Consider the following 20,644-nt stretch of genomic DNA (forward strand, 5'->3'; position numbering starts at 1 on the left):
ACACAAGCCCTCCTAAATCCAATAGATTTTAGAAGGGGCTTGTGCTTTGTAGCTTTCTTTAAAGTATATTTTTTAGGTTAAAAAGTTGATAATCCACTCCACTCTTGAAAACGATAAATTATCGTTTTCAAGAAATTATCTTCTTTGTATTTTGAAAAGTCGACAGTATAGTCTCCTCCTTGATTTTCCCATATTCTATCAAAATATTCTAGTACATCTTCTGTTATCTTGCTATCCTTCGGGGCTACTATTTTTAAGTTTGTTTCTAAATTATAATCCCCGATATTTCTAATAGTAAAGTTTGCGGAACCGCCTATGATGGTGGCTGCATGGTCATTTTCAATCACCATCAACTTTGCATGATATTGCTCTCCATAAGTATCATACCATTTTACTTGTATTTTACTCTCCGACTTTTTTACTAATTCCGTTGCAACTTGCCTATTGGGTATGCCATTCTTTTCTATACCAAAAGCATCCTTATTTGCATCAAGTATTAGCCGAATAGCTACCCCTCGATCAGATGCTTTGATTAGTTCTTTTATAATCCTTCTCTCAGCTAAATAAAACATACCTATCGTAATTCTATCACCAGCTTCAGTGGCTTTTATTCCATCGACAATATGTTCTCTTATCTTTCCTTCAGTAATTACCATGACTTTAATATCCTCTATGGTATTTTCGCTGCTAATATACTCAATATCTTCAAAGTCATTGCCTGAGAATCTTGCTACAGCTTCTTCTGTTTTTATTAAATCATTAATGATTTCCCCCTCTATCTTAAAAGCAATATTGGAGTGATAGGCACTTGCATCGTGGGGATTTGCAGAAGTCACAATTGCTGCCTGATCTGTAATCAATACTTTTCTATGATTCGCCTTAAATTTTAACAGCTTTAAGTAAGATCGCAATGTCACTTTTGGAGAATCTTCACTAAAAGGATTTCTAATCCATCCTTTTCCTTCTGTTCCAAACCACTGTAGAAATGTCTTCCAAAAACCTGAATACAAGGGATTAGAATTCCTCATTTTCGTAGAATCAGTAACCACTACATCTATGGCATTACTCTTCAATTTTTTTAAGTAATTAGATTCATAGGCACCATAAAAGTTATTGATTTCATCTGTTATAAACATTATTTTTAAATTAGGGTGTTTTTCCTTTTGTTGTATTAATGTATCTGTCAGTTTCTCCGATAGCTTAGGAAATTCATTTTTTCTGCTATAATCATCATTAAACAAGAACATATCTATAATAATGAATTCTTCTGCCTCTTCAATTAAATCTATTAGTTCCTGGAAAATTCTATGCTCTCGTATCACTTCCCCATTTTTCTTATAGGATAGATCATATATAAACTCTATGTTGGATACATCACTGAAAGATCCTTCATAAGAAGTGCCCTCTGGCATGGGAATAAAAAAGCTATTGATTAGCAGGATTGCTAATAAGCTTAACAACAACCCTGCCTTCAGCAATTTGATGTTTTGCTTTTGTATAGGCATCTCTAATAATTTTAATTTTTTCATCACATCACCTCCATGATCCTATATTCAGTATAGCTTATTCCATGACTTAGTGTAAGCCTAATTCATACTTTTATTGAGAAGGTAATGTTTTATCATACATATTACCGCAAACTAAGACTCGTCTTCTATTTCTATTCCCGCCATTTTAATAAGATGCAGCGCGTTTCTCGTAGTAGAAACCCCTCTTCTTAGCTTATAGTCAAATCTTATCTCGTTATTTCTATAATACTCTTGAAAATGATAATTTTTCACACTTCCCTTACTTTCTTTTTCAATATCTGCTAGTTCAAGATCATGGGTAGATACTAGACCCACAGCCTCATCTTTGTCCAGCTGCTTTATAAGGAACTTCGCCCCTAGATGACGATCATGAGAATTGGTTCCTTTAAACACCTCATCTATAAGAAAAAATACTTGTCCACTGTTTTGAGCTGCCTCTACGATCTCTTTAATCCTTAACAATTCTCCATAGAAGGAAGAAATTTTCTTCTCAAGGTTATCGCTGATTCTCATGCAGGTATATAAACTCACTATAGAACATTTCATAGAAGAAGCACACACAGGAGCCCCTGCATATGCCAGGACTAGGTTTATGCCTACTGTTCTTAATAAAGTGCTCTTTCCTGACATATTGGAGCCAGTGATTAATAATATTCTGGAGGGCTCTTGGATATTAATATCATTGCATACTTGACCCTTTGCAATCAAAGGATGTCCTACTGCTTTTCCCTGGAAAACTGAAGGACTATCTAAAATCTCTGGAACAGTCCACTGAGGATAGTCATAACTTATATTTGCTAGGCTTGACAGTGCCTCCATTGTTCCTATTGTATCTAGCCATTTTTCCATAAATCTTCCTGATTGTTTTTTCCAAGCCTCTAAACCAATCATGCATTGGTAGTCCCAAAGGGTTAGAATATTTATAGGAAAAAACGCTAGGTTATTTCTATTTAAAATTCTATCTGTAAGCTTTTCCAGACTTTTCAGTTGCTGACCAGCAGTTAATCCCTCCTTATTTGTCAGACTTTGCTGCAATTCCTTTAAATATTCGGCATCAAAACGTCTTTTTTCAATACAATTCAGCATCCTGCCATACACTTTAATCATATTTTTATAGGTGTATACTAAGTCCAATGTCTTACTTCGTTTTTTCATATCAATCAAAAGCAAAAGACCCTGCAGTGTTACTGCTAGTATAGCTACGGGTTTGGGCCCTATGTTTATTAAATATGCCATTACAAGGAGACTTATGGTAATAATGGGTAATATTCTTATCCCTGCTATTACCCATGCATTGGAGAAGCTTTCATTAGCGTTGGTTGTCCATTGGATGAATCTATCCTTGTTCATAAACCTATTATCAATTAATAAGCCTTCTGCTTGGAGTCTTTGTCTGTACCATCGCTTTTTAGATAGTTCTTCAATAGCCCTCTGTCGTTTATTGATTACATCTTTTTTATTTGCTGGCTCCGATAGCATCTTGGCAAGAGCAGTCTTTCCCATAGTTGTAGTACACCTACTTACCCATTGAAAAAGAGAACCTTCTCCAAATATGTCTAAATCCTCACTAAACCTATGATGACTATTTTTAAATTCAGCTCCATCATCTTTAAAGTCTGTCCATTCTCCATCTAATCTTTTGATGGCGTCACCATTGATCGTCTTTAATAAAGTAATATAATCTTCCCTCCTTTGAAGATTGTTGTAGATCTTTACTAGATAAATAAATACAGCAATAGATATAAAGAATATGATCAAAGCAATCAGATTGTTTCTTGAAGCCATAAAAAATATTCCATTAATAACGCCTATTATCCCTGCCAATAATCTAAGATTACCAAGAGCATTTATGGACTTTGCTAGTTTAGATAATGTTTTAGAATAATAAGCAACTCTTTTTTCATAAATATTCCTAGCCTTTTCCAAATGAAAACTCCTTCCAAGACACAGGAAAATCAGACTGCGTCTCTCTGATCTGTGTCCTTGCTATTATAGATTTCCTAAAATCACTTTATTAAGATACCTTTTGGCAACTTCTTCTGCCCTTTTCATAAAACCTAGGATCATGAATTCCTGCTTCAATAGCATTGCGTATAATTTCTTCTGCAATATTATTTGTTACAGGAAATATCGTTCCAATACATCCTCTTAAATCCCCATTCTTCTTTAGAGATACAAATACACCTCTTGTCGTACTTTTCATTTCGTCTGTTACATAATCAGGAAGTTGTTTAAGCACTTTTCCACAGAAACATTATATCCGTAGGGCCCTTCTTCCTTTAATTTATGGGATAAGTCCCCACTGGCTATAAAAATAGCATCTTCTTTTAGTTCTTTAACTGCTCTATTAATTTCAATGCCTAATTTATATAAATCAATATCACTTAAAGCAGCATAAGTGATGTGTACAAGCTTATATCCTTTATAATACTTATTAATAAAATACAAAGGAACGATAGCTCCATGATCTAAAAAAAGAGAAGTATTATATTGGTTCAAAAGAGCGTTTGTAGCCATTACAACAGATATGCCTTCATTATAGGCTAACGTATAGATTCTACTTGTAAGGGTTTTGTGGATTGGAAGCTCTATAGAAACATTAGGAGCCCCAAAGTTCTTTAAATCCTCATAGATTTCCTCTTCATAACCAAGTGCAATGGCATCTTGAAACATCGTGTCATGTGGGGTTACTAATATAAGTGACTAACACCAAATCAAAGATTTGGATGATCTACTTATGCCAGTAGGAGATGAAGCACTACATACCCAAAGTAAATTCGACTACAATTCAGTGGAGGTAAAAACCCTCACCCGAATTAAGTTTCATTTTATCTTTAGTATGTAAATTAGTTTCTTTACTTATAAGATAAAATCCTCCAAATAATCGTAAATAATCTATAAAGGAAGTAAGTGTTGGAAATAATGTCACCTGTATTTACATACATACTATCCATTTTGTAGTTTTGACGCAAATTACCACTTTTCATAGGGAAGAAACTTTCCATCTAAGGTTATTACAACGCGTTCTCCTTCGGGGTCTTCCGGGTCAGGTCTTTTATCAACATGAATCTCTAAATCTATGGCGCTTGCTATACCGTCTCCAAACATTTCATTTATCACTGCTTTAAATGTAGTACCATATACCTGCATGATTTCATAGAAACGATATATTAAAGGATCCACAGGTACCTTTCGGTCTATGGAACCCCTCATAGGTGGTTCTTGTAATACACCTGCGATGCGAGGATCAACCTTAAGCAAATTGGTTAGACGAAGAGCATCCTCTTTGTTCATTGAAGCCTGACCTAATATAGCAGCTGCCACCCATTCCTTGCTACCGCATAAATGTTTTGCTATCTCCTCAAAGGTCAACCCTTGATTATGCTTTGCCATTAAAAGCAAGCAGGTTACTTGATCTCTATATTTACAAAAGTCAGCAATAGGATATGAAGCTCCATGAGAATAATAGTATTGACTGTAGTTATGTGGATTCTGAGGATACATATTGAACACGCCTCCATAATCAAAAACCGCCTACCTTCTCAGGCTGACGGTTTTGGTTTTAAAAATTAATTTTTTCAAAGTTTCCATTAAAATCAGCGATTTCAGCAACGCCATCTTTTAAGTAGAAATTAGCAAGTGTTAATCCACTTTCCTCATTATAAATTTTTCTTAAATCTGGCATGGTTTCAAAAGCTTTAGCCATTACTTCTTCACTTTCATCAAATATGGCAACACCACTTATTCTAATCCATTGTCCTGTAGCACTTGTAGTTGATATTTCTACATGTGGGTTTGCAACAACCTGCTTATAGGATTGCTTGTGCTTGCCCATCCCAAAGTACAACTTGCCATCATGTTCCATAAAAAAACCAAAGGGCCTAACTTTAGGTCGATCTCCATCTACAGTCGCAAAATAAAATGTAGGATTCTCTTTTAAAAAATTGATGACTTTTTCCATTTACTCTACCCCATTTCTTTTATATTATAACTCTATTTACTTATATATTTTAAAGGTTATAATTAATATATCAAGTAGAATTATTTTTTGTAGTTACTATCTTTTATAATAGTATGGGGTGAAAATATGCAGAGTAATAAAGATATTTTTGAAAATTGTCCTGTTTATGCAATACAAAAAATCATTGGAGGAAAATGGTCCTTCCTTGTACTGTATCACTTAAGTACAGGAACTCTTCGTTTTGGAGAATTAAGCCGTTTGATGCCAATGACGACACAATCAATTCTAACGAGAGAACTTCGTAATTTAGAAAATTACCATCTTATCAATCGTAAAGTATATGCTGAAGTACCTCCAAAGGTAGAATATTCCCTAACGGACATTGGCAAAAAGTTTTTACCCGTTTTAAAAGAATTGGCACAGTTGGGTGAGGATTATAAACAATGTGTTAAAAATATCAAAAGTGAAAAGTCATAGGGTGGATTCAGACAATTGGCGTATAGAATTTTTATAGAATCATATTGTTCGAAAGCATCATTATTGCCATTCCTATAATAATGGTGGCTAGCACATTTTTAGTTTTATAAGCAGTAAATGCGGCGATAATTCCTGCTAAAAGATAGCTATTGTTGAAGGATATATCCAAATAACCCTTAGGCAATAAAATAGCTGGAATTATCAGCGCTGTTAAGAATGCTGTCGGTACATGTTTTAACCACTTCTCCATCCAATCTGGTGTTCCTGTGCTAGTAAAGATCACCTGCGAGCCAATTCGGGTAATGAAGGTTGCCAAAGCCATACCTGTTATAATAGAGATTAGTTTAAAATTCATCTTTTCTTCTCCTTTCGATTAGTCCCCCTACAATACTTGCAACAACAGCGGCTAGAATAATATACCACTTACCAGGTAGATATAAGGCTCCAAAAACTGCTATTACAGCAGAGACTATAGCGACAAGCAAAGCAGTTCGGTTAATCAGCCGAGGTATTAACAAGACCAGAAAGGTTAATGGTATGACAAAATCAAGTCCCCATTCCAACGGGTTTGGTATACTTTGGTAAAGAAAAGCGCCTAAAAAAGTAGAAGAAACCCATATGATGTATAAAAAATAGCTTACCCCCAATTGGTAATATGCATCATAGCCCTTTTTTTCAATTCGGCTGATGGTCAACGCATAGCTTTCATCCGTCATACTGAAGGCTAAAAAACACTGTAGCCTTTGAGGTTGCTTAAAAAGATAAGGTGATAATGATGCCCCCATTAGCAAGTGGCGTAGGTTAATTAAGAGGGTGGTAAAGACAATTACTCCACCATTGATAATACCAGAATTCATCATGGCAATAGTCATAAACTGAGCTGCTCCTGCAAAAACCGTCATGGACATAAATGTTATTTCAAAGACTGAAAAGCCTGCGGCTCTGCCCATGATACCACAGGTCAATCCAAAGGGAATAACCCCTGCAGTAATAGGTAAACAGTCTTTTAATACCTCCTTCCAGATCGCTGTATGCCAATTTCTCAAAATATAAGATGTATTTTTATCCATTAAAAGCTTCATCTCCTTTTATTTTTTATTATAATTTAGAAGGAAATGCCAAATAAATATCCAATTATATTATTATTAAACTAAATTGGATACCAAAGGAGTGAAAAAAAGAAAATGGATATATCCAAATTGATGGTTAATACAAAATTGGATAGTACTTCACCCTATTATTTACAGATTGCTGCCCTTATAAGAACTAAGATTATTGATCATTCCATGACAATAGGTGAAAAACTTCCTGCTGAAAGGGAGCTAGCTTTGTTGTTCAAGGTTAGTAGAACTACAGCGATCAATGCGTATCGTCATCTAGAAAAGGATGGCTATGTAAACATAAAAAATGGTAGTGGTACATATGTCAGTGACAGGTATGCCTTAGAAAATAAAACCAGCAATGAAATTCCTTGGCCTCAATTATTAAAACCTCATATTCAACCCTCCATGGCTTCACTTATGAGTGAACTAATGGTTAGTAGTTTTGTAGAAGATAAAATTTCCCTTGACGCCGGTATGCCAGACCCCAGCTATTATCCTATTGATATATTTTCTAAACTTCACAGGGATTACTTGGGGGAGTTAGCCCCAAGAGATTTTGGTCATATACCTGTTCAAGGATATGAACCCTTGAGACATACGATTGCTCAAATGTTAAATTTAGAAGGTATCAAGTGCCACTCTAATGAGGTAATTATTCTTTCAGGGTCTCAACAGGGTTTATATCTTACTGCAAAAGTACTGGTTGAGCCAGGTGATTATGTCATTGTTCAGACGCCTACTTACCTAGGAGCTATTCAAGTTTTTCAAGCATTAGGGGCAAGAGTATTAAGCCTGCCCCAAAGGGAGGATTTTTCCTTTGAAATATTGGAAGATTACTTAGCCCGCTACAGGCCAAAATTGTTGTACTGTATTCCTACCTTCCGAAATCCCAATGGTGCTGTTATAAATACAGAGGAGAGAAAGAAGCTTATCCAACTTGCGGCACGTTATAGGCTGGCTATTTTAGAAGACGACCCTTATAGCAAGTACTACTATGAAGATCCTCCACCGATGAGTTTAAAATCTTTTGATAACTATGGAGGTGTGGTATATTTAAGTACCTTTTCAAAAACCCTGATGCCTGGGCTAAGGCTGGGATACATGGTTGCCCATCCATCATTGATTAGTAGAATAATTTTGGAGAAACAATATATTGATTTACATAGTAATAATATCTCTCAATGGCTACTTGACTTATTCATTAAGGAAGGGTACCTTGAAAAGCATCTAATAAAGATGCGAGGAGTCTATAAAAACCGCAGAAATGTTATGGCTGATGCCCTTAACCTGGGTCTAAAATCAAAGATTTCCTTCAATATACCTAAAGGAGGGTTCTATATATGGTGTAGAATCATTGATAACATTTCATCAAGAAAACTGTTGCAAGAGACTTTAAAAATGGGAGTATCCTTCGTTCCAGGAGAAGCGTTTTATGCAGTTGCAGGAGAAGACAAGGATTTTCGTCTCTGTTTCTCCCAGCATAATGAAAAAGTAATATTAGAAGGGATAAGCAGATTGGAAAAAGCAATTGAAAAATTTAAAAAAGGTCAACTTTCTATCCCTAAAAGGGAAGTAAGACCAATTATCTAAACGATCCATAGCATCCTTCCTCTTGCTTGACTTTAAGATAGGGAACCTTTCTCATATGTTCCCTTTTTTAATTATTTTCTACTATTTCAACAAACTTTTTTGAGGCTGGGGATAATGATACGCTCTTCAAAAAACAAAAACCAATACTTCTTTTAGGTATTTCTTCTTTTAGAAGCACTTCATATACTAGCTTATTTCTTATATACTTCTGCGAAAACTCTCTAACAACACAGGATATTCCTAGATTTATTTTAGCAAACTCTAACAATAAATCATGAGAGCCTAGCTCGATTTCTGGTGTAATCTTTACCCCCTTTGACACCATATGTTTTTCTACATATTGTCTAGAGTTTGACTTAGGCTCTAGGAGGATCAGGGGTAGTTCCGCTAATTCTTTCATATCTATAGATCTAAAAAATTTACTTTTATACTTTTCACCGCAGACAAAAATATCCTGTACCTCTAGACAGCTTTTAACCTCTAAAGAAGTATCATGAATAGGTAGGTTGCAGATTGCTATATCAATTTCACCAGATTTCAACATATTACAAAGCTCTAAGGTTGTACGATTTATGATTTTTAGCTTGATATTTGAATAGGTGGTATGAAATATTTCAAGATATGGTAATAAGAAGCACCTAGAGATTGTGTCTCCTACACCTATTTTTAATTCTCCTCTCATAATTCCCTTAGCCTCTAGCAGCTTTTTCTCTCCTACATTGATTAGGTTTATAGCTGAGCTTGCATATTCAAACAAGAGATGTCCCTCGTTAGTAAGCGTCACCCCTTTAGGCATTCTTGTAAAAAGTCGAACTTGAAGCTCTCTTTCCAGTTGCATGATTGACTGACTAATAGCTGGTTGCGTCATAAATAGTTCTTTTGCTGCTTTTGAGAAACTTTGACACTTTGCCACCTCACAAAAAACTTTATAAAGCTCTAGTTTTGCTATCATATAACCATTCCTTATATATGTTATTCTGTATATTTATTTTACTTATATCATATAAATGATGTATAGTACAAGTATAGAATACAAATTTTACAAAAAAGCCATTAATTAAGGAGGATTTTCAGTGGAAAGAGTTATAGGTACCGTTACTAGAGGGCTTCGTGCTCCCATAATCAATCAAGGAGATTGTATACCAGAAATCGTTGCAAATACTGTATTAAATGCTTCTAAAATGGAAGGGTTCAATATTGATGATAGGGATATTATCGCCATAACCGAATCCGTAATTGCCCGAGCTCAAGGAAACTATGCAACGATTGATGCTATTGCAAAGGATATAATTTCAAAATTTGATGAAGATACCGTAGGAGTAATTTTTCCTATTTTAAGTCGTAATCGTTTCGCTATTTGTCTTCGTGGTATTGCAAAGGGTGCTAAAAAAATTGTTTTGATGCTTAGCTATCCATCAGATGAAGTTGGTAATCATTTAGTAGATATAGATCTTCTGGATGAAAAGGGTATTAATCCATGGACTGATGTACTTACAGAGGAACAGTTTAGAAATTCCTTCGGATATATTAAGCATACTTTTACTGGCATAGATTATGTAGATTATTATAAATCTTTAGTTCAAGAGTATGGTATTGAATGTGAAATTATTTTTTCAAATAATCCCAAAACTATACTAAATTATACAAAAAGCGTCCTTACCTGTGATATTCACACAAGGACTAGAACCAAAAGAATATTAAAGGCGAGTGGTGCAAATAAGGTTTATGGCCTTGATGATATTTTGTCAACCTCAATAGATGACAGCGGCTACAATGAAGCCTATGGTCTTTTAGGTTCAAATAAAGCCACAGAAGAAAGTGTTAAGCTTTTTCCAAGAGATGTTCAGCCTGTTGTCGATGCCATACAAGCTATGCTTAAAGAAGCTACAGGAAAAACTGTTGAAGTTATGGTTTACGGAGATGGCGCATTTAAAGACCCTATAGGAAAAATATGGGAGTTGGCTGATCCGGTTGTATCTCCTGCCTATACTGCAGGACTTGAGGGTACACCTAATGAGGTGAAAATTAAATACCTTGCAGATAATAACTTTGCCCACTTAAAAGGTGCTGCCCTCAATGAAGCTATCTCTGAGTATATTAGAAACAAAGAATCTGATCTTACAGGTTCTATGGTGGCCCAGGGTACTACGCCTAGAAGACTTACTGATCTTATAGGTTCTCTGTGTGATTTAACTTCTGGCAGTGGGGATAAGGGGACTCCTATCGTTTATATCCAAGGCTATTTTGACAACTACACAAAATAACAACTTTATAGTAAATACAAAAGCTCTTTTCCATAATTACCAATTGGGAAGAGCTTTTATCTTGTATTATCGACTTTGAAATAAATGACCTCTTCTTGCATATTTATTATTATGCTACTGCACATATCCCACAGTGATCTACTTAATACTTATTCCTTGTATAAACCTTTAAGCAATCTAATTTCCTTAGCATAACCTGGAAGTTCGTTCGGTGTTTCAAGAAAGAAAGGTAGATTCCGAAGCTTTGGATGATTGATAATCTTTGTGATTGCCTCTAATCCAATAGAGCCTTCTCCAATTTTTTCATGACGATCTTTACGGCTATTAAAAGGATTTTTGCTATCATTTAAGTGAATGGCATAAAGCTTGTCCAGTCCAATAATTTTATCGAATTGTCCAAGAACGCCATCTAAATCATTTACAATATCATAGCCAGCATCATAGATGTGACAGGTATCCAAACAAACACCCATTTTTTCTGAAAGGATCACTCCATCCAAAATTTGTTTTAATTCTTCAAAACGTCCTCCCACCTCAGTTCCTTTTCCAGCCATTGTCTCAAGAAGAACAATCGTAGTTTGCTCAATATTTAATAAGGTATTAAGCATATTTACAATGTGGTCAATACCCATTTCTACCCCTTGATTAACGTGGTTACCGGGATGAAAATTATAAAAGCTGTTAGGAAGGTACTCCATTCGCTTCAAGTCATCTCCCATTACGTCAAATGCAAATTCTCTTACTCTTTGATCAGCGGAACAGGCATTAAGTGTATACGGTGCGTGGGCCAAAACAGTCGCAAAGTTATTCTCCTTTACAAGGTCAAGTAAAGCAGATACATCCCTTTCATTAATGTCTTTTGCTTTTCCTCCCCTTGGGTTGCGTGTGAAAAATTGAAAAGTATTGGCACCAATGCTAAGCGCTTCTTTTCCCATATGCAAAAATCCTTTGGATACGGATAAATGACAACCTATTTTTAACATTAATAAGTTCTCCTTTTCTGATTTTTATCATTACTATTGGCACCCATAGCTCCATATAGCTTCTATCTGATGAGGAACCATAATATAGCTGTATGCTTAACGTTAATTTCTTTCTTTGTAATCCACAAATGCATATATTTGTACACTTTATAAATTGTTTCCGTTATCAATGTATAGAAATTTTCTGCTTCAAATTTGCATATAATATATCTTCCGCCAGTGAGAGTATATTTTTCTAGTTTATTATCTTTTATTTCTTCGCTTGTTTCTACACCTGCAAAATATTTTAGTTTTTCACTTTCCTCAATATTTAAATTTACTCCGATTTCATTGCCTTCCGGCATGTAATTTTCAATATCTGACTTTGTCGCGTGTACTTTATTCCAGATACCTTCCAATGGGTCAATACTATGATTTGTTTATCTTAACCCCACTAATTTCAGTGGGGTTTTTCATGCTAAGTACACTACACATCAGAGGTTTTTCCACTGAAGGTATTTCTTATTCATTATTAATATTGGTTTTTCGAAACCGCCGTTACTTATGATAAGGTTCACCGTATCACTGTAACTGCAATTGAATAATCATCTTAAAATTTCCAATAATCACCATTACCTCAAATGAACTTGTTACATATGGCCTATAGAATCTTATCTATTTATTTTTCAAGAATATCTTAGCTTGAGTATCTTCAAAGAAGCCGTCTGATGATTTAAATCCTATTCTTATTCTTCTAAAAATTTATTAATACGATTATTTATTGTTACTTCAGAAAAAGCTATAATAGTTTCTGTTATTGCATATGAGGATATAACATTTATAAATTCTTCAATATCATTTAAAGATTTTGATGATAATTTCACTAAAAAGCATCCTTCACCAGCAGTTCTATAACACCATTCACTTAGCTTATATTCCTTTATGAATGTTTTAAACTTTTCATACTGTCCATTTTTCATAGTTACCCTAATTATACAATCAATGGAAAACCCTAGCTTCTTTTTATTTATTTTAATTGTATACCCTTCAATAATCCCATTATCTTCAAGTTTTCTTATTCTTTCAGTAACAGATGGCGGTGAAAGATTTATACGCTTCGATAATTCTCTTATAGATAATCTACTATCCTTTTGTAGTTCTTGTAAAATTAATACATCTATTTCATCAAATTTCAATTATAACCCTTCCTCTCAAATTATTGTTTTAAATAATATATTTATTATCCTATTATATATCATTTGCAATACAATATTAAGGCTATAACCTATATAATTTAATTAATGAAATATATTAAAAGGAGAGATATCATGGCAAGAATACCTTTTTCACAAGAAGGATTTTCACTATTTCAACAGTTATTAGGTCATAATAAACATATACTAGAGAGATGGTCTTCTTTAGACAAATGCTTTTTTAGTAGTCATACATTTACACCTGAATTAAAAGAAGAAATAAGGCGTACTCTTGCATTTAATAACAATTGCCAATACTGTATGGCTAAAGGAAAACCATCTGATCAAATTACTGATTCCAGAATTTTAATTGCTACTGAAATCGCTGATATTGTTTCTAAAAATCAACCTATTGACGATCAATGCTTTAATAGATTAAAAAACGAATTTAGCGATAAAGAGATTTCTGAACTTTTCGCCTTCATCTGTTTTATAACAGCTTCTCAGAAATTCGGAGCACTACTTGATTTACAACCAAGTTGTCCAATTTAAAGCCATCAAACAATTAAACATTGTGTTTTTGTGCTATTGTGTTCTGAAACAGTCACTGCTCTTCCTATACCTGACATTAATTATTTCATTTGTACCAAACAATGTAGCTTCTTCTACGCCTACATTATTATTTTTCTTAAAGGACTGCCCTACTTGGTAATCTACTGCATAGCCTGCAAATGTCGATAAACCAAAACGACTTCTTCGTATTAGCTTCATGACGTTAAACATGTCGCTATCTGTATTTTGTCTATTTCTAGACCCATGATTTACAAAGCTGAATATGCTTCGGGGATTATGGCTCCCCTTATGGTCTATATGGTTCTCTGGTACGCTTTACCTAACTGTTACCAGCTTCAGCACAACACCCGGTATAGGTGGTTGGTTAGACCTTACCCAACAGGGACTTTCACCCTGCAAAAAATCCCCAGCTTTGTTTGGCGCACTAACATTCCTGAGATTTACGAAGTTTACGAACCTTAGATAGTTCTTATCTAAGGTTCATGAATTTGGATACAGCAACAGCAGAACCTTAAACCTTCATGTTAGATGAAGTTATTCCACTCCCGCTTTAAATTTTCCCTATATAATTAAATCCATTAGACTTATTTCCATTCATAGTAGTATATACTACTTTCTCATACCCTAATGTATGAAAATCTTTTGTCAATTCTTCAATTCTTTTTTCATCATAGTGTCTTAATATTGCTCCTTCATCTAATTCAAATACTCCATAACAATTATATTTATCTTTAAATTTATTATATCTATTTATATTCCTTTCATCATCATTAAGCAAAAAGTCATTAATATAAATAACTCCACTTGGTTTTAATACTCTTTTTATTTCCTGCATTATCATTTCCTGTTCTTCATTATTAATTACACAAGTTAGTACTGCTAATAATAAAACAGCATCAAATGAATTGTCTTCAAATCCTAATTTGTTTTGCTTTATAACTTTATATTGCATTGAGGGATTTTCTTCTTTAGCTCTTTCTATCATTTTTTCTGATAAATCAACACCAAACAAGTCTAGATATCCGTTTTTCCTTAAAAGATCTAATGTTCTTCCATATCCACATCCATAATCTAAAATTTTACTATTCTTCTCAACATGATCTTCAAATAAATCTAACTTAAAGGGCGTTGTAAACTCTTTTTCAGATGCTACTTTATTCCAATATTTATCTTGCTGTATCATTTTTGATCATCTCCTTGTTTAATCTTTTATTTTTGGACAATTTCATCCTTAATATATCCAGTTTATTCCATATCTGTGCCCCTGTCAATCTAGCAAGTAAGGACCGTCCCCCACTTGCCCTAAATGAGTATTTGCGTCCATAATCATCTATTACGCAAATCCCAGGAGTTTTTACCCAGCAACCAAAACAGCCCATACATTCACCTATTTTCTTTTGATGAAGTAAAATAGATTCTACTTCATAACCTTTTTCAGCAAGTATTTCTTCAGTAAGTTCATTTACTTTAATCATGCTTCTGTCTTCTTTTAAGACACCATTAAGGATCAATGCTTTCATTTTCAACTCCTCCTTTACATTTTTTTATTTAAATCATTTAAAAACTTTTCATACCAATCAGCCATAAATTTTAAATGATCTATTCCAAAGTAAAGCGTGGATATTTCAAATTTTTCTGCTTTATCTTTGATTTTTATTTCAAGCTTTTTAAGATCTTCTATTTTTTTATTAGTATCTTTAATCAATTGTTCAATAAGCTCTGAAGCCTTTTCCCTTGGTAGGTTTCCATAAAAAAATATTTTAACAAGAATATCTTCATAGGATTTCATAAAATCTATAGGTTCTTGTAACGATTTAATAAATACATCCCTTCCAGTCTCATTAATTTCATATACTTTTTTTGTATTTTCCATTTTCAATAACTTTTGTGAAGCTTATTAATTCATCCTTTTCTAATCGATCTAATGCAGGATAAATGCTCCCAATGTAAGAATTTTAAATTAAGTCTTGTATTTTAATGCATTGTATTGTATAATTATAAAAAAGTTTTTCTCAAAACAATTATTGTAGCTCTTTAAAACGTTTTTATCGGAAAGTAAAAGAAAAATGAAATTTATTAGAAGAAGAAAACCCTTAAAAGCCTTTAGCTGGCCTATATTTATTTATGGGAAACAAAAATAAATTGGAGTAATAATATATGGATTTGATAATTAGAAAAGCGGATATTTCAGATATAAAAGATATATATATAATAACAAGAGAGGCCTTTAATAAATATGCCCTGGACCTCGGTCTTCCCCAGAGGGTCTCTGCCCTTAAAGAGACGGAAGAAACAATCAAGGATGAGCTTACCAATAAAAACATACTGATTGCATGTTTAAACAATGAAGTCATTGGTTCCATACGTTACGAAATAATGCCAGGAAATATTGCATATATTAGTCGTTATGGTGTTAAGCCAAATGCACAAAACAATGGTATAGGCAAAGCTCTTTTTCTAGCAGTGGAGGATACTCTTATAAAAGACAACATTAAAGTCATAACCGAGCCTGTAGAAAATTTTGTGTAAACAGATTAAGTATACTCTTTCTAGACAATAATTGAGGTAATGATAAAATACCAAAATTTTCTAGGAGGAGTATTTTTATGTCGAATATACCAAAGGAAGTATTGAAAAATTACATCAAGGAACAAAATTTTAGTAATCCAAATGAAGTATTAGCAGCCATGAAAGAAATGTTCAGGGATGTATTACAGGAAGCTTTAGAAGCAGAGATGGATGAGCAACTAGGATATGATCGATATGATATGTCCGATAAAGAAACCCCGAATAGACGAAATGGATATTCTAAGAAAACCATAAAATCAGAATTAGGACCTGTTGATCTAAATATACCAAGGGATAGACATGGGGATTATGATCCCAAAATAATACCTAAATATCAAAGGAATGTAACTGGTATAGAAGAAAAAGTAATGGCACTTTATGCTGCAGGCATGACCACTAGAGATATATCAGAGCAAATAAAAAACTTGTATGATGTGGATATTTCAGCTGATATGGTCTCTAACATAACCAACAGAATTTTACCCCTAGTCTCTGAATGGCAAAACAGACCATTAGAAAAGAGATATTCCTTCGTATTCATGGATGCAATACACTACAAAGTAAGAGAAGATAAACAAGTAGTAGTTAAAGCAGCCTACGTGGTGCTGGGTGTAAATATGGATGGAGTAAAAGAAGTCCTTGGTATTTGGATAGGAGCAAATGAGAGTAGCAAGTTCTGGCTCTCAGTCCTTAATGATCTCAAAAATAGAGGAGTACAAGAAGTCTTAATATTCTGTGTAGATGGTTTAAGTGGCTTTAAAGAAGCCATTGGAGCAGTGTATCCTTTTGCCCAAATACAGCGATGTATTATTCACCAGCTTAGGGCGAGTATGCGATATATACCCTACAAAGACAAGAAAGCATTCGTAGCAGATCTAAAGGCTGTTTATACCTCAGTGAATGAAGAAATGGCATTAGAAAATCTACTTCATGCTAAGGAAAAATGGTGCAATAAATACCCGAATGCGATTAAAAGCTGGGAAGATAATTGGGATAATATTTCAACCTTTCTAATGTTTCCAGACTATATAAGGAGGATTATGTACACTACCAATGCCATAGAAAGTCTAAACAGCCAGTTTAGAAAAGTAACTAAAACAAAACTGATATTCCCTACTGATGAAAGTCTTATGAAAATGCTATATCTAGCTACTGAAAGAGTTAGTAAGAAGTGGACTAGGGGCTATGGAGATTGGGATAGGGTACTAAGCCAACTAAATATATTATTCAAAAAAGAGGATGTTGTTTAACTTGGGGACGCTGTCCCCAAACCCCTGAGGTTTAACGCTTTTGTTCCCCCAGGAACGAAGAAAACGGGAAGTCCACTAGACTACCCGTTCCTGTAAAGAATCCTAATAACCCCTCAGGTTGCTCCTCAGCATAGCCCTACCCTGTTATTAGGAAAAACAATGTATATTCTTAGCTTTAAATGGGTAATTTATACAGCAGAACTAATTTGACAAATTACTCATCGACAAAAATCAGCATTTAAATCAAATCTTAAAGTTACTTAAGTTATTGTACTTAGAAAGAGAATACACAAAATTATTTACACTGCCTCATAACCCTCCATACTGCATCAAAGATGGCAGCCCTTATCCACTTTTATTATAGTCTGGGCTTTTATATTCATTCAACAACTTCATACAGAGGGTATATAAGGGCATTATTGTGCAAGGAATTCATTCAGGGTGAATCACCGGATTTATCTTGTGTGCAAAGCATGTAATCAGGGACTTTTGCTAGAATGATTTTCTTACTCTTATACTCTTGGGGACGGTTCTTGCTTGCTCTATTTCAGTACCTATCTTTTAGCGACTTACTCCATATACATTGAAAATACTCAATATTAGAGAAAACCGCAGTCATTTATGATAAGGATCGTTCTCACTCACTCGCATAATCCCCAAAACTAACTTTTTTTAATCGTGAATCAAATTCTTTGTTTCTGAAATAAGACCATAAAGCATGTCTACTCCTTCTCTTGTTTTATCTTTATCCGAAGAAATTAATGTAATAATTTTATCAATTCTTTTCTTATACTCTCTAGGCTTGATATCAAAACTATCTATCATTACTACCGCCGTTTTCTCATTAATACAGTATTCTTGGTTCTTAGCAAACAAGACTTGATTTAAACAAGCAATTGTTCTAAAACAACATCCTGAGACATATGAAACATCATCTTTTTCTACATTGTCTTCAACAAACATTAAAGAAAAAGACGTTTCCTGTATAAAATATTTAATGATCATCTCTTGCAATGATTTTGGGTATGGTACAGTTTTTGATTTTAGTTTAGCAAGTATATTTGTTGGATCAGCTAATATCCTACAAATAGCTATTTCGCCCATATATATTACATTTAAATAGGCATGAGGATGCCCAGTATGATAATGAGCAGAAACAGATCCTCTCAAACAATCATCAATAACTTGTGAAACCCTATTCACATCTCGAAATATTAAGTCAACATGATATCCTTGGATCACAAGCCTCCCCCCTCCATTTATCCATTCGCCCCATTCTCCTAAAGAAGTTATTAATCCATATCTATGATTATCATCAACTTGGGTAGCAATTTTACTAATTTCTCGTACATCAAATCCTGCTGATTCATCATAGTACAGGATTTTACTCTGAATCCACGTTTACATGATAAATACTAAACATCATTTTCCCTAATCTATATCCATTATCTTTAATCCATTGTATAGCTGCCCTATTTACATCAACTACTTGTTTATAATTCTCTTTAAAGGTTACTGAAACTACCTCTAACATTGGTGCTTTTTTAAAGATAACATTTTTTTGTATTTTTATATTTACCCAAAACAATGGTTTGAATCTCTATCTCAGGATCATCTTCTTTAAATCCTTCATCATGAAATATCACCAAATTATATGGTGGATTTTCAAATTTAGGACATTGCGGCTCGATCTCATCACGTAACATATTCCAAAGGGTATTTTTTCGGTATAATGAGCAACTTGTCTTTCTAGCAAAGTCTTAACAACAATATTATGATCCATACAAAAATTTCCATTCTTTAGCTGATTTATAGCTGTATCAATGAGATTGAGCTGGTATTTTAATTCATTGTACTCTTTCAGTTTTTGATTATAAAACATATCAAGGTATTTTCTGATAACTTGTGTATTGTCATATTTATTAAGCATCAACCTAATGGTATCTAAGCTTAATCCCATACTTTAAAATGATTGTATTCTTCCAGCCGTTGTTAGTTGTTCCTCTGAATAATATCTGTATCCGGTTCTATCATCAATATGTTTTTGCTCACCCTCTTTCGAGGTACTTGTTTTCTACACTTGATACCCAGCATTTCTGCTACCCATGGTAGGTCAGCTAATGGACTTCTTAGCAATTATCCATACTGAACTTTCACCAATTGGTATGGTTCAACCTCGCTGGACGCACCTAAAATGCAAAAGAGATAGGATTTTACTCACTATCTCTCTTTTAAACAGCTATATTATTTTTATAATTCTTTTAAAATATTTATCGGATAGATTCTGCAATTTTTATGCTTAGCTCTTTTCCAAAATCATACGTATACATTAAATAGCTTACACCATTTGCTTCCCAAACAATTCCCTCATCTCCTATAATAGCATCTTTACCATTGACCTTTACTTTTTTGATATTGTTAAATGCAGTCTCGCCAGCTAATTCTTCGCATATATAAGTTTGGAATATCGGAATTGTTTCTTCCGTCTTGTGATTGATAAAATATACCCCGCATGCGTCATTAAGAATCTCTCCATTATCATCTTTGTAAAATTCAGCATAATCAAATTCAAAACCTTCTGGTAAATAGGATGGTAACTTTACATCAAAGCAAGTATATCCATTTAATTTTTTAGGATCTTTAATGATCAGATTATCAATTGGATTCTCTTTTGCATTTCTTTCTGCATTTTCCTTTTGAACTGCTTCTGTGATTAAAGTTCCATCAGTGTCTACATCAAAAACTTTTTCTCCATTTGCATTATACATTTCATCTTTGTTTTCTGATGTGATTTTTTCTATTACATGCCCATCTTTATCAAATACTTTTCCTTTTGCTGCTTCTGGTATTTCTTTATCTTCCCATTTGAAATCTTTATTTTCTAATATAGTTATATTGTTTAAAGATAAGCTTCTAACAATCTTATTAACTACTTCTTGTGCAAAAGTAGTTTGTATAATCATTGTTGATACACACAATACGCATACAATAGCTACAGCTACCATACTTGACCTTTTCTTTTTACCAAACACCTTCATGGTTTCATCCTCCTGATTTTTAATAAACGTTAAAGTATTTTCAAATTCTTCCTCAATATTTTGTGGCATTTTGCTTGATTCTTTTTTGAATTTTTCTTTCATTTTCATGTCAAACAAAGCATCCTTACTCTTCATC

General features: G+C 33.7%; 25 protein-coding genes. 6 read left to right on the forward strand and 19 right to left on the reverse strand.

Annotated elements, in window-relative coordinates:
* Positions 1–77 precede the first annotated feature (77 nt).
* From BJL90_RS18575 to BJL90_RS18600, 6 genes are all read right to left on the reverse strand, one after another.
* Positions 78–1,529: a phospholipase D family protein gene (locus BJL90_RS18575; RefSeq protein WP_070971631.1), complete on the reverse strand. Its 1,452-nt coding sequence runs from the start codon at positions 1,527–1,529 to the stop codon at positions 78–80.
* 111 nt (positions 1,530–1,640) lie between these two features.
* On the reverse strand, positions 1,641–3,455 hold the full coding sequence (locus BJL90_RS18580; RefSeq protein WP_070971634.1) for a MutS-related protein: 1,815 nt from the start codon (positions 3,453–3,455) through the stop codon (positions 1,641–1,643).
* Positions 3,456–3,543: 88 nt separating this feature from the next.
* On the reverse strand, positions 3,544–3,768 hold the full coding sequence (locus BJL90_RS23320; RefSeq protein WP_070971637.1) for an AMMECR1 domain-containing protein: 225 nt from the start codon (positions 3,766–3,768) through the stop codon (positions 3,544–3,546).
* The gene (locus tag BJL90_RS18590; RefSeq protein WP_070971640.1) at positions 3,741–4,202 is read right to left on the reverse strand and encodes a class III extradiol dioxygenase subunit B-like domain-containing protein; all 462 of its coding nucleotides are present in this window, start codon (positions 4,200–4,202) and stop codon (positions 3,741–3,743) included. The genes BJL90_RS23320 and BJL90_RS18590 overlap by 28 nt, the downstream gene beginning before the upstream one ends.
* Before the next feature lie 300 nt (positions 4,203–4,502).
* Complete coding sequence (gene cynS / locus BJL90_RS18595; RefSeq protein WP_081562098.1) at positions 4,503–5,033, reverse strand: cyanase; 531 nt, start codon at positions 5,031–5,033, stop codon at positions 4,503–4,505.
* 58 nt (positions 5,034–5,091) lie between these two features.
* Complete coding sequence (locus tag BJL90_RS18600; protein WP_070971643.1) at positions 5,092–5,490, reverse strand: pyridoxamine 5'-phosphate oxidase family protein; 399 nt, start codon at positions 5,488–5,490, stop codon at positions 5,092–5,094.
* Positions 5,491–5,616: 126 nt separating this feature from the next.
* Here BJL90_RS18600 and BJL90_RS18605 point away from each other — a divergent pair, with 126 nt between their 5' ends.
* Complete coding sequence (locus BJL90_RS18605; RefSeq protein ID WP_070971645.1) at positions 5,617–5,967, forward strand: winged helix-turn-helix transcriptional regulator; 351 nt, start codon at positions 5,617–5,619, stop codon at positions 5,965–5,967.
* Positions 5,968–5,998: 31 nt separating this feature from the next.
* On the opposite strand, the gene BJL90_RS18610 is transcribed toward BJL90_RS18605, so the two are convergent.
* Positions 5,999–6,322 (reverse strand): AzlD domain-containing protein, encoded by a 324-nt coding sequence (locus BJL90_RS18610; RefSeq protein WP_070971648.1) that lies wholly within the window; start codon positions 6,320–6,322, stop codon positions 5,999–6,001.
* Positions 6,312–7,037: an AzlC family ABC transporter permease gene (locus BJL90_RS18615; protein ID WP_070971652.1), complete on the reverse strand. Its 726-nt coding sequence runs from the start codon at positions 7,035–7,037 to the stop codon at positions 6,312–6,314. Before BJL90_RS18615 ends, BJL90_RS18610 begins: the two co-directional genes overlap by 11 nt.
* 114 nt (positions 7,038–7,151) lie before the next feature.
* Here BJL90_RS18615 and pdxR point away from each other — a divergent pair, with 114 nt between their 5' ends.
* Positions 7,152–8,660 (forward strand): MocR-like pyridoxine biosynthesis transcription factor PdxR, encoded by a 1,509-nt coding sequence (gene pdxR, locus BJL90_RS18620; RefSeq protein ID WP_070971655.1) that lies wholly within the window; start codon positions 7,152–7,154, stop codon positions 8,658–8,660.
* Between the two features lie 67 nt (positions 8,661–8,727).
* Here the strand turns inward: pdxR and BJL90_RS18625 are convergent, their stop codons facing one another.
* The gene (locus tag BJL90_RS18625; protein ID WP_070971658.1) at positions 8,728–9,612 is read right to left on the reverse strand and encodes a LysR family transcriptional regulator; all 885 of its coding nucleotides are present in this window, start codon (positions 9,610–9,612) and stop codon (positions 8,728–8,730) included.
* Between the two features lie 121 nt (positions 9,613–9,733).
* On the opposite strand from BJL90_RS18625, the gene BJL90_RS18630 reads away from it, so the two are divergent.
* Entirely contained in the window at positions 9,734–10,924 is a 1,191-nt protein-coding gene (locus BJL90_RS18630; protein WP_070971661.1) for a coenzyme F420-0:L-glutamate ligase, read from the forward strand.
* Between the two features lie 149 nt (positions 10,925–11,073).
* Here the strand turns inward: BJL90_RS18630 and BJL90_RS18635 are convergent, their stop codons facing one another.
* The 3 genes from BJL90_RS18635 to BJL90_RS18645 all read right to left on the reverse strand — a co-directional run bounded on the left by BJL90_RS18635 (position 11,074) and on the right by BJL90_RS18645 (position 13,082).
* The gene (locus BJL90_RS18635; protein ID WP_070971664.1) at positions 11,074–11,907 is read right to left on the reverse strand and encodes a deoxyribonuclease IV; all 834 of its coding nucleotides are present in this window, start codon (positions 11,905–11,907) and stop codon (positions 11,074–11,076) included.
* 62 nt (positions 11,908–11,969) lie between these two features.
* On the reverse strand, positions 11,970–12,305 hold the full coding sequence (locus BJL90_RS18640) for a GyrI-like domain-containing protein (RefSeq protein WP_070971667.1): 336 nt from the start codon (positions 12,303–12,305) through the stop codon (positions 11,970–11,972).
* A gap of 327 nt (positions 12,306–12,632) precedes the next feature.
* Complete coding sequence (locus BJL90_RS18645; RefSeq protein ID WP_070971670.1) at positions 12,633–13,082, reverse strand: Lrp/AsnC family transcriptional regulator; 450 nt, start codon at positions 13,080–13,082, stop codon at positions 12,633–12,635.
* Positions 13,083–13,214: 132 nt separating this feature from the next.
* On the opposite strand from BJL90_RS18645, the gene BJL90_RS18650 reads away from it, so the two are divergent.
* Entirely contained in the window at positions 13,215–13,631 is a 417-nt protein-coding gene (locus tag BJL90_RS18650) for a carboxymuconolactone decarboxylase family protein (protein WP_070971678.1), read from the forward strand.
* Positions 13,632–13,664: 33 nt separating this feature from the next.
* Here BJL90_RS18650 and BJL90_RS21630 read toward each other — a convergent pair whose 3' ends face one another.
* From BJL90_RS21630 to BJL90_RS18665, 4 genes are all read right to left on the reverse strand, one after another.
* A complete protein-coding gene (locus BJL90_RS21630; protein ID WP_081562099.1) occupies positions 13,665–13,862 on the reverse strand; it encodes a hypothetical protein in 198 nt (65 codons plus the stop codon).
* A gap of 340 nt (positions 13,863–14,202) precedes the next feature.
* Positions 14,203–14,835, reverse strand: coding sequence for a class I SAM-dependent methyltransferase (locus tag BJL90_RS18655; protein WP_236904953.1), 633 nt, complete (start codon positions 14,833–14,835; stop codon positions 14,203–14,205).
* On the reverse strand, positions 14,819–15,172 hold the full coding sequence (locus BJL90_RS18660) for a flavodoxin family protein (RefSeq protein WP_070971681.1): 354 nt from the start codon (positions 15,170–15,172) through the stop codon (positions 14,819–14,821). The genes BJL90_RS18655 and BJL90_RS18660 overlap by 17 nt, the downstream gene beginning before the upstream one ends.
* Positions 15,173–15,186: 14 nt before the next feature.
* Positions 15,187–15,525, reverse strand: a complete 339-nt coding sequence (locus BJL90_RS18665; protein ID WP_070971683.1) for a hypothetical protein — start codon at positions 15,523–15,525, stop codon at positions 15,187–15,189.
* Between the two features lie 284 nt (positions 15,526–15,809).
* On the opposite strand from BJL90_RS18665, the gene BJL90_RS18670 reads away from it, so the two are divergent.
* Positions 15,810–16,181, forward strand: coding sequence for a GNAT family N-acetyltransferase (locus tag BJL90_RS18670; protein ID WP_070971685.1), 372 nt, complete (start codon positions 15,810–15,812; stop codon positions 16,179–16,181).
* Positions 16,182–16,258: 77 nt separating this feature from the next.
* Entirely contained in the window at positions 16,259–17,470 is a 1,212-nt protein-coding gene (locus BJL90_RS18675) for an IS256 family transposase (RefSeq protein ID WP_070967132.1), read from the forward strand.
* 672 nt (positions 17,471–18,142) lie between these two features.
* Here BJL90_RS18675 and BJL90_RS18680 read toward each other — a convergent pair.
* From BJL90_RS18680 to BJL90_RS18695, 3 genes are all read right to left on the reverse strand, one after another.
* Entirely contained in the window at positions 18,143–18,712 is a 570-nt protein-coding gene (locus tag BJL90_RS18680) for a hypothetical protein (RefSeq protein WP_070971687.1), read from the reverse strand.
* A 142-nt stretch (positions 18,713–18,854) separates the two neighbouring features.
* Entirely contained in the window at positions 18,855–19,058 is a 204-nt protein-coding gene (locus tag BJL90_RS18685) for a GyrI-like domain-containing protein (RefSeq protein WP_070971690.1), read from the reverse strand.
* Positions 19,059–19,740: 682 nt separating this feature from the next.
* Positions 19,741–20,643 (reverse strand): DUF4367 domain-containing protein, encoded by a 903-nt coding sequence (locus BJL90_RS18695; RefSeq protein WP_070971695.1) that lies wholly within the window; start codon positions 20,641–20,643, stop codon positions 19,741–19,743.
* Position 20,644: the final 1 nt, after the last annotated feature.

Source organism: Clostridium formicaceticum, from assembly GCF_001854185.1.
Lineage (GTDB): Bacteria > Bacillota > Clostridia > Peptostreptococcales > Natronincolaceae > Andreesenella > Andreesenella formicacetica.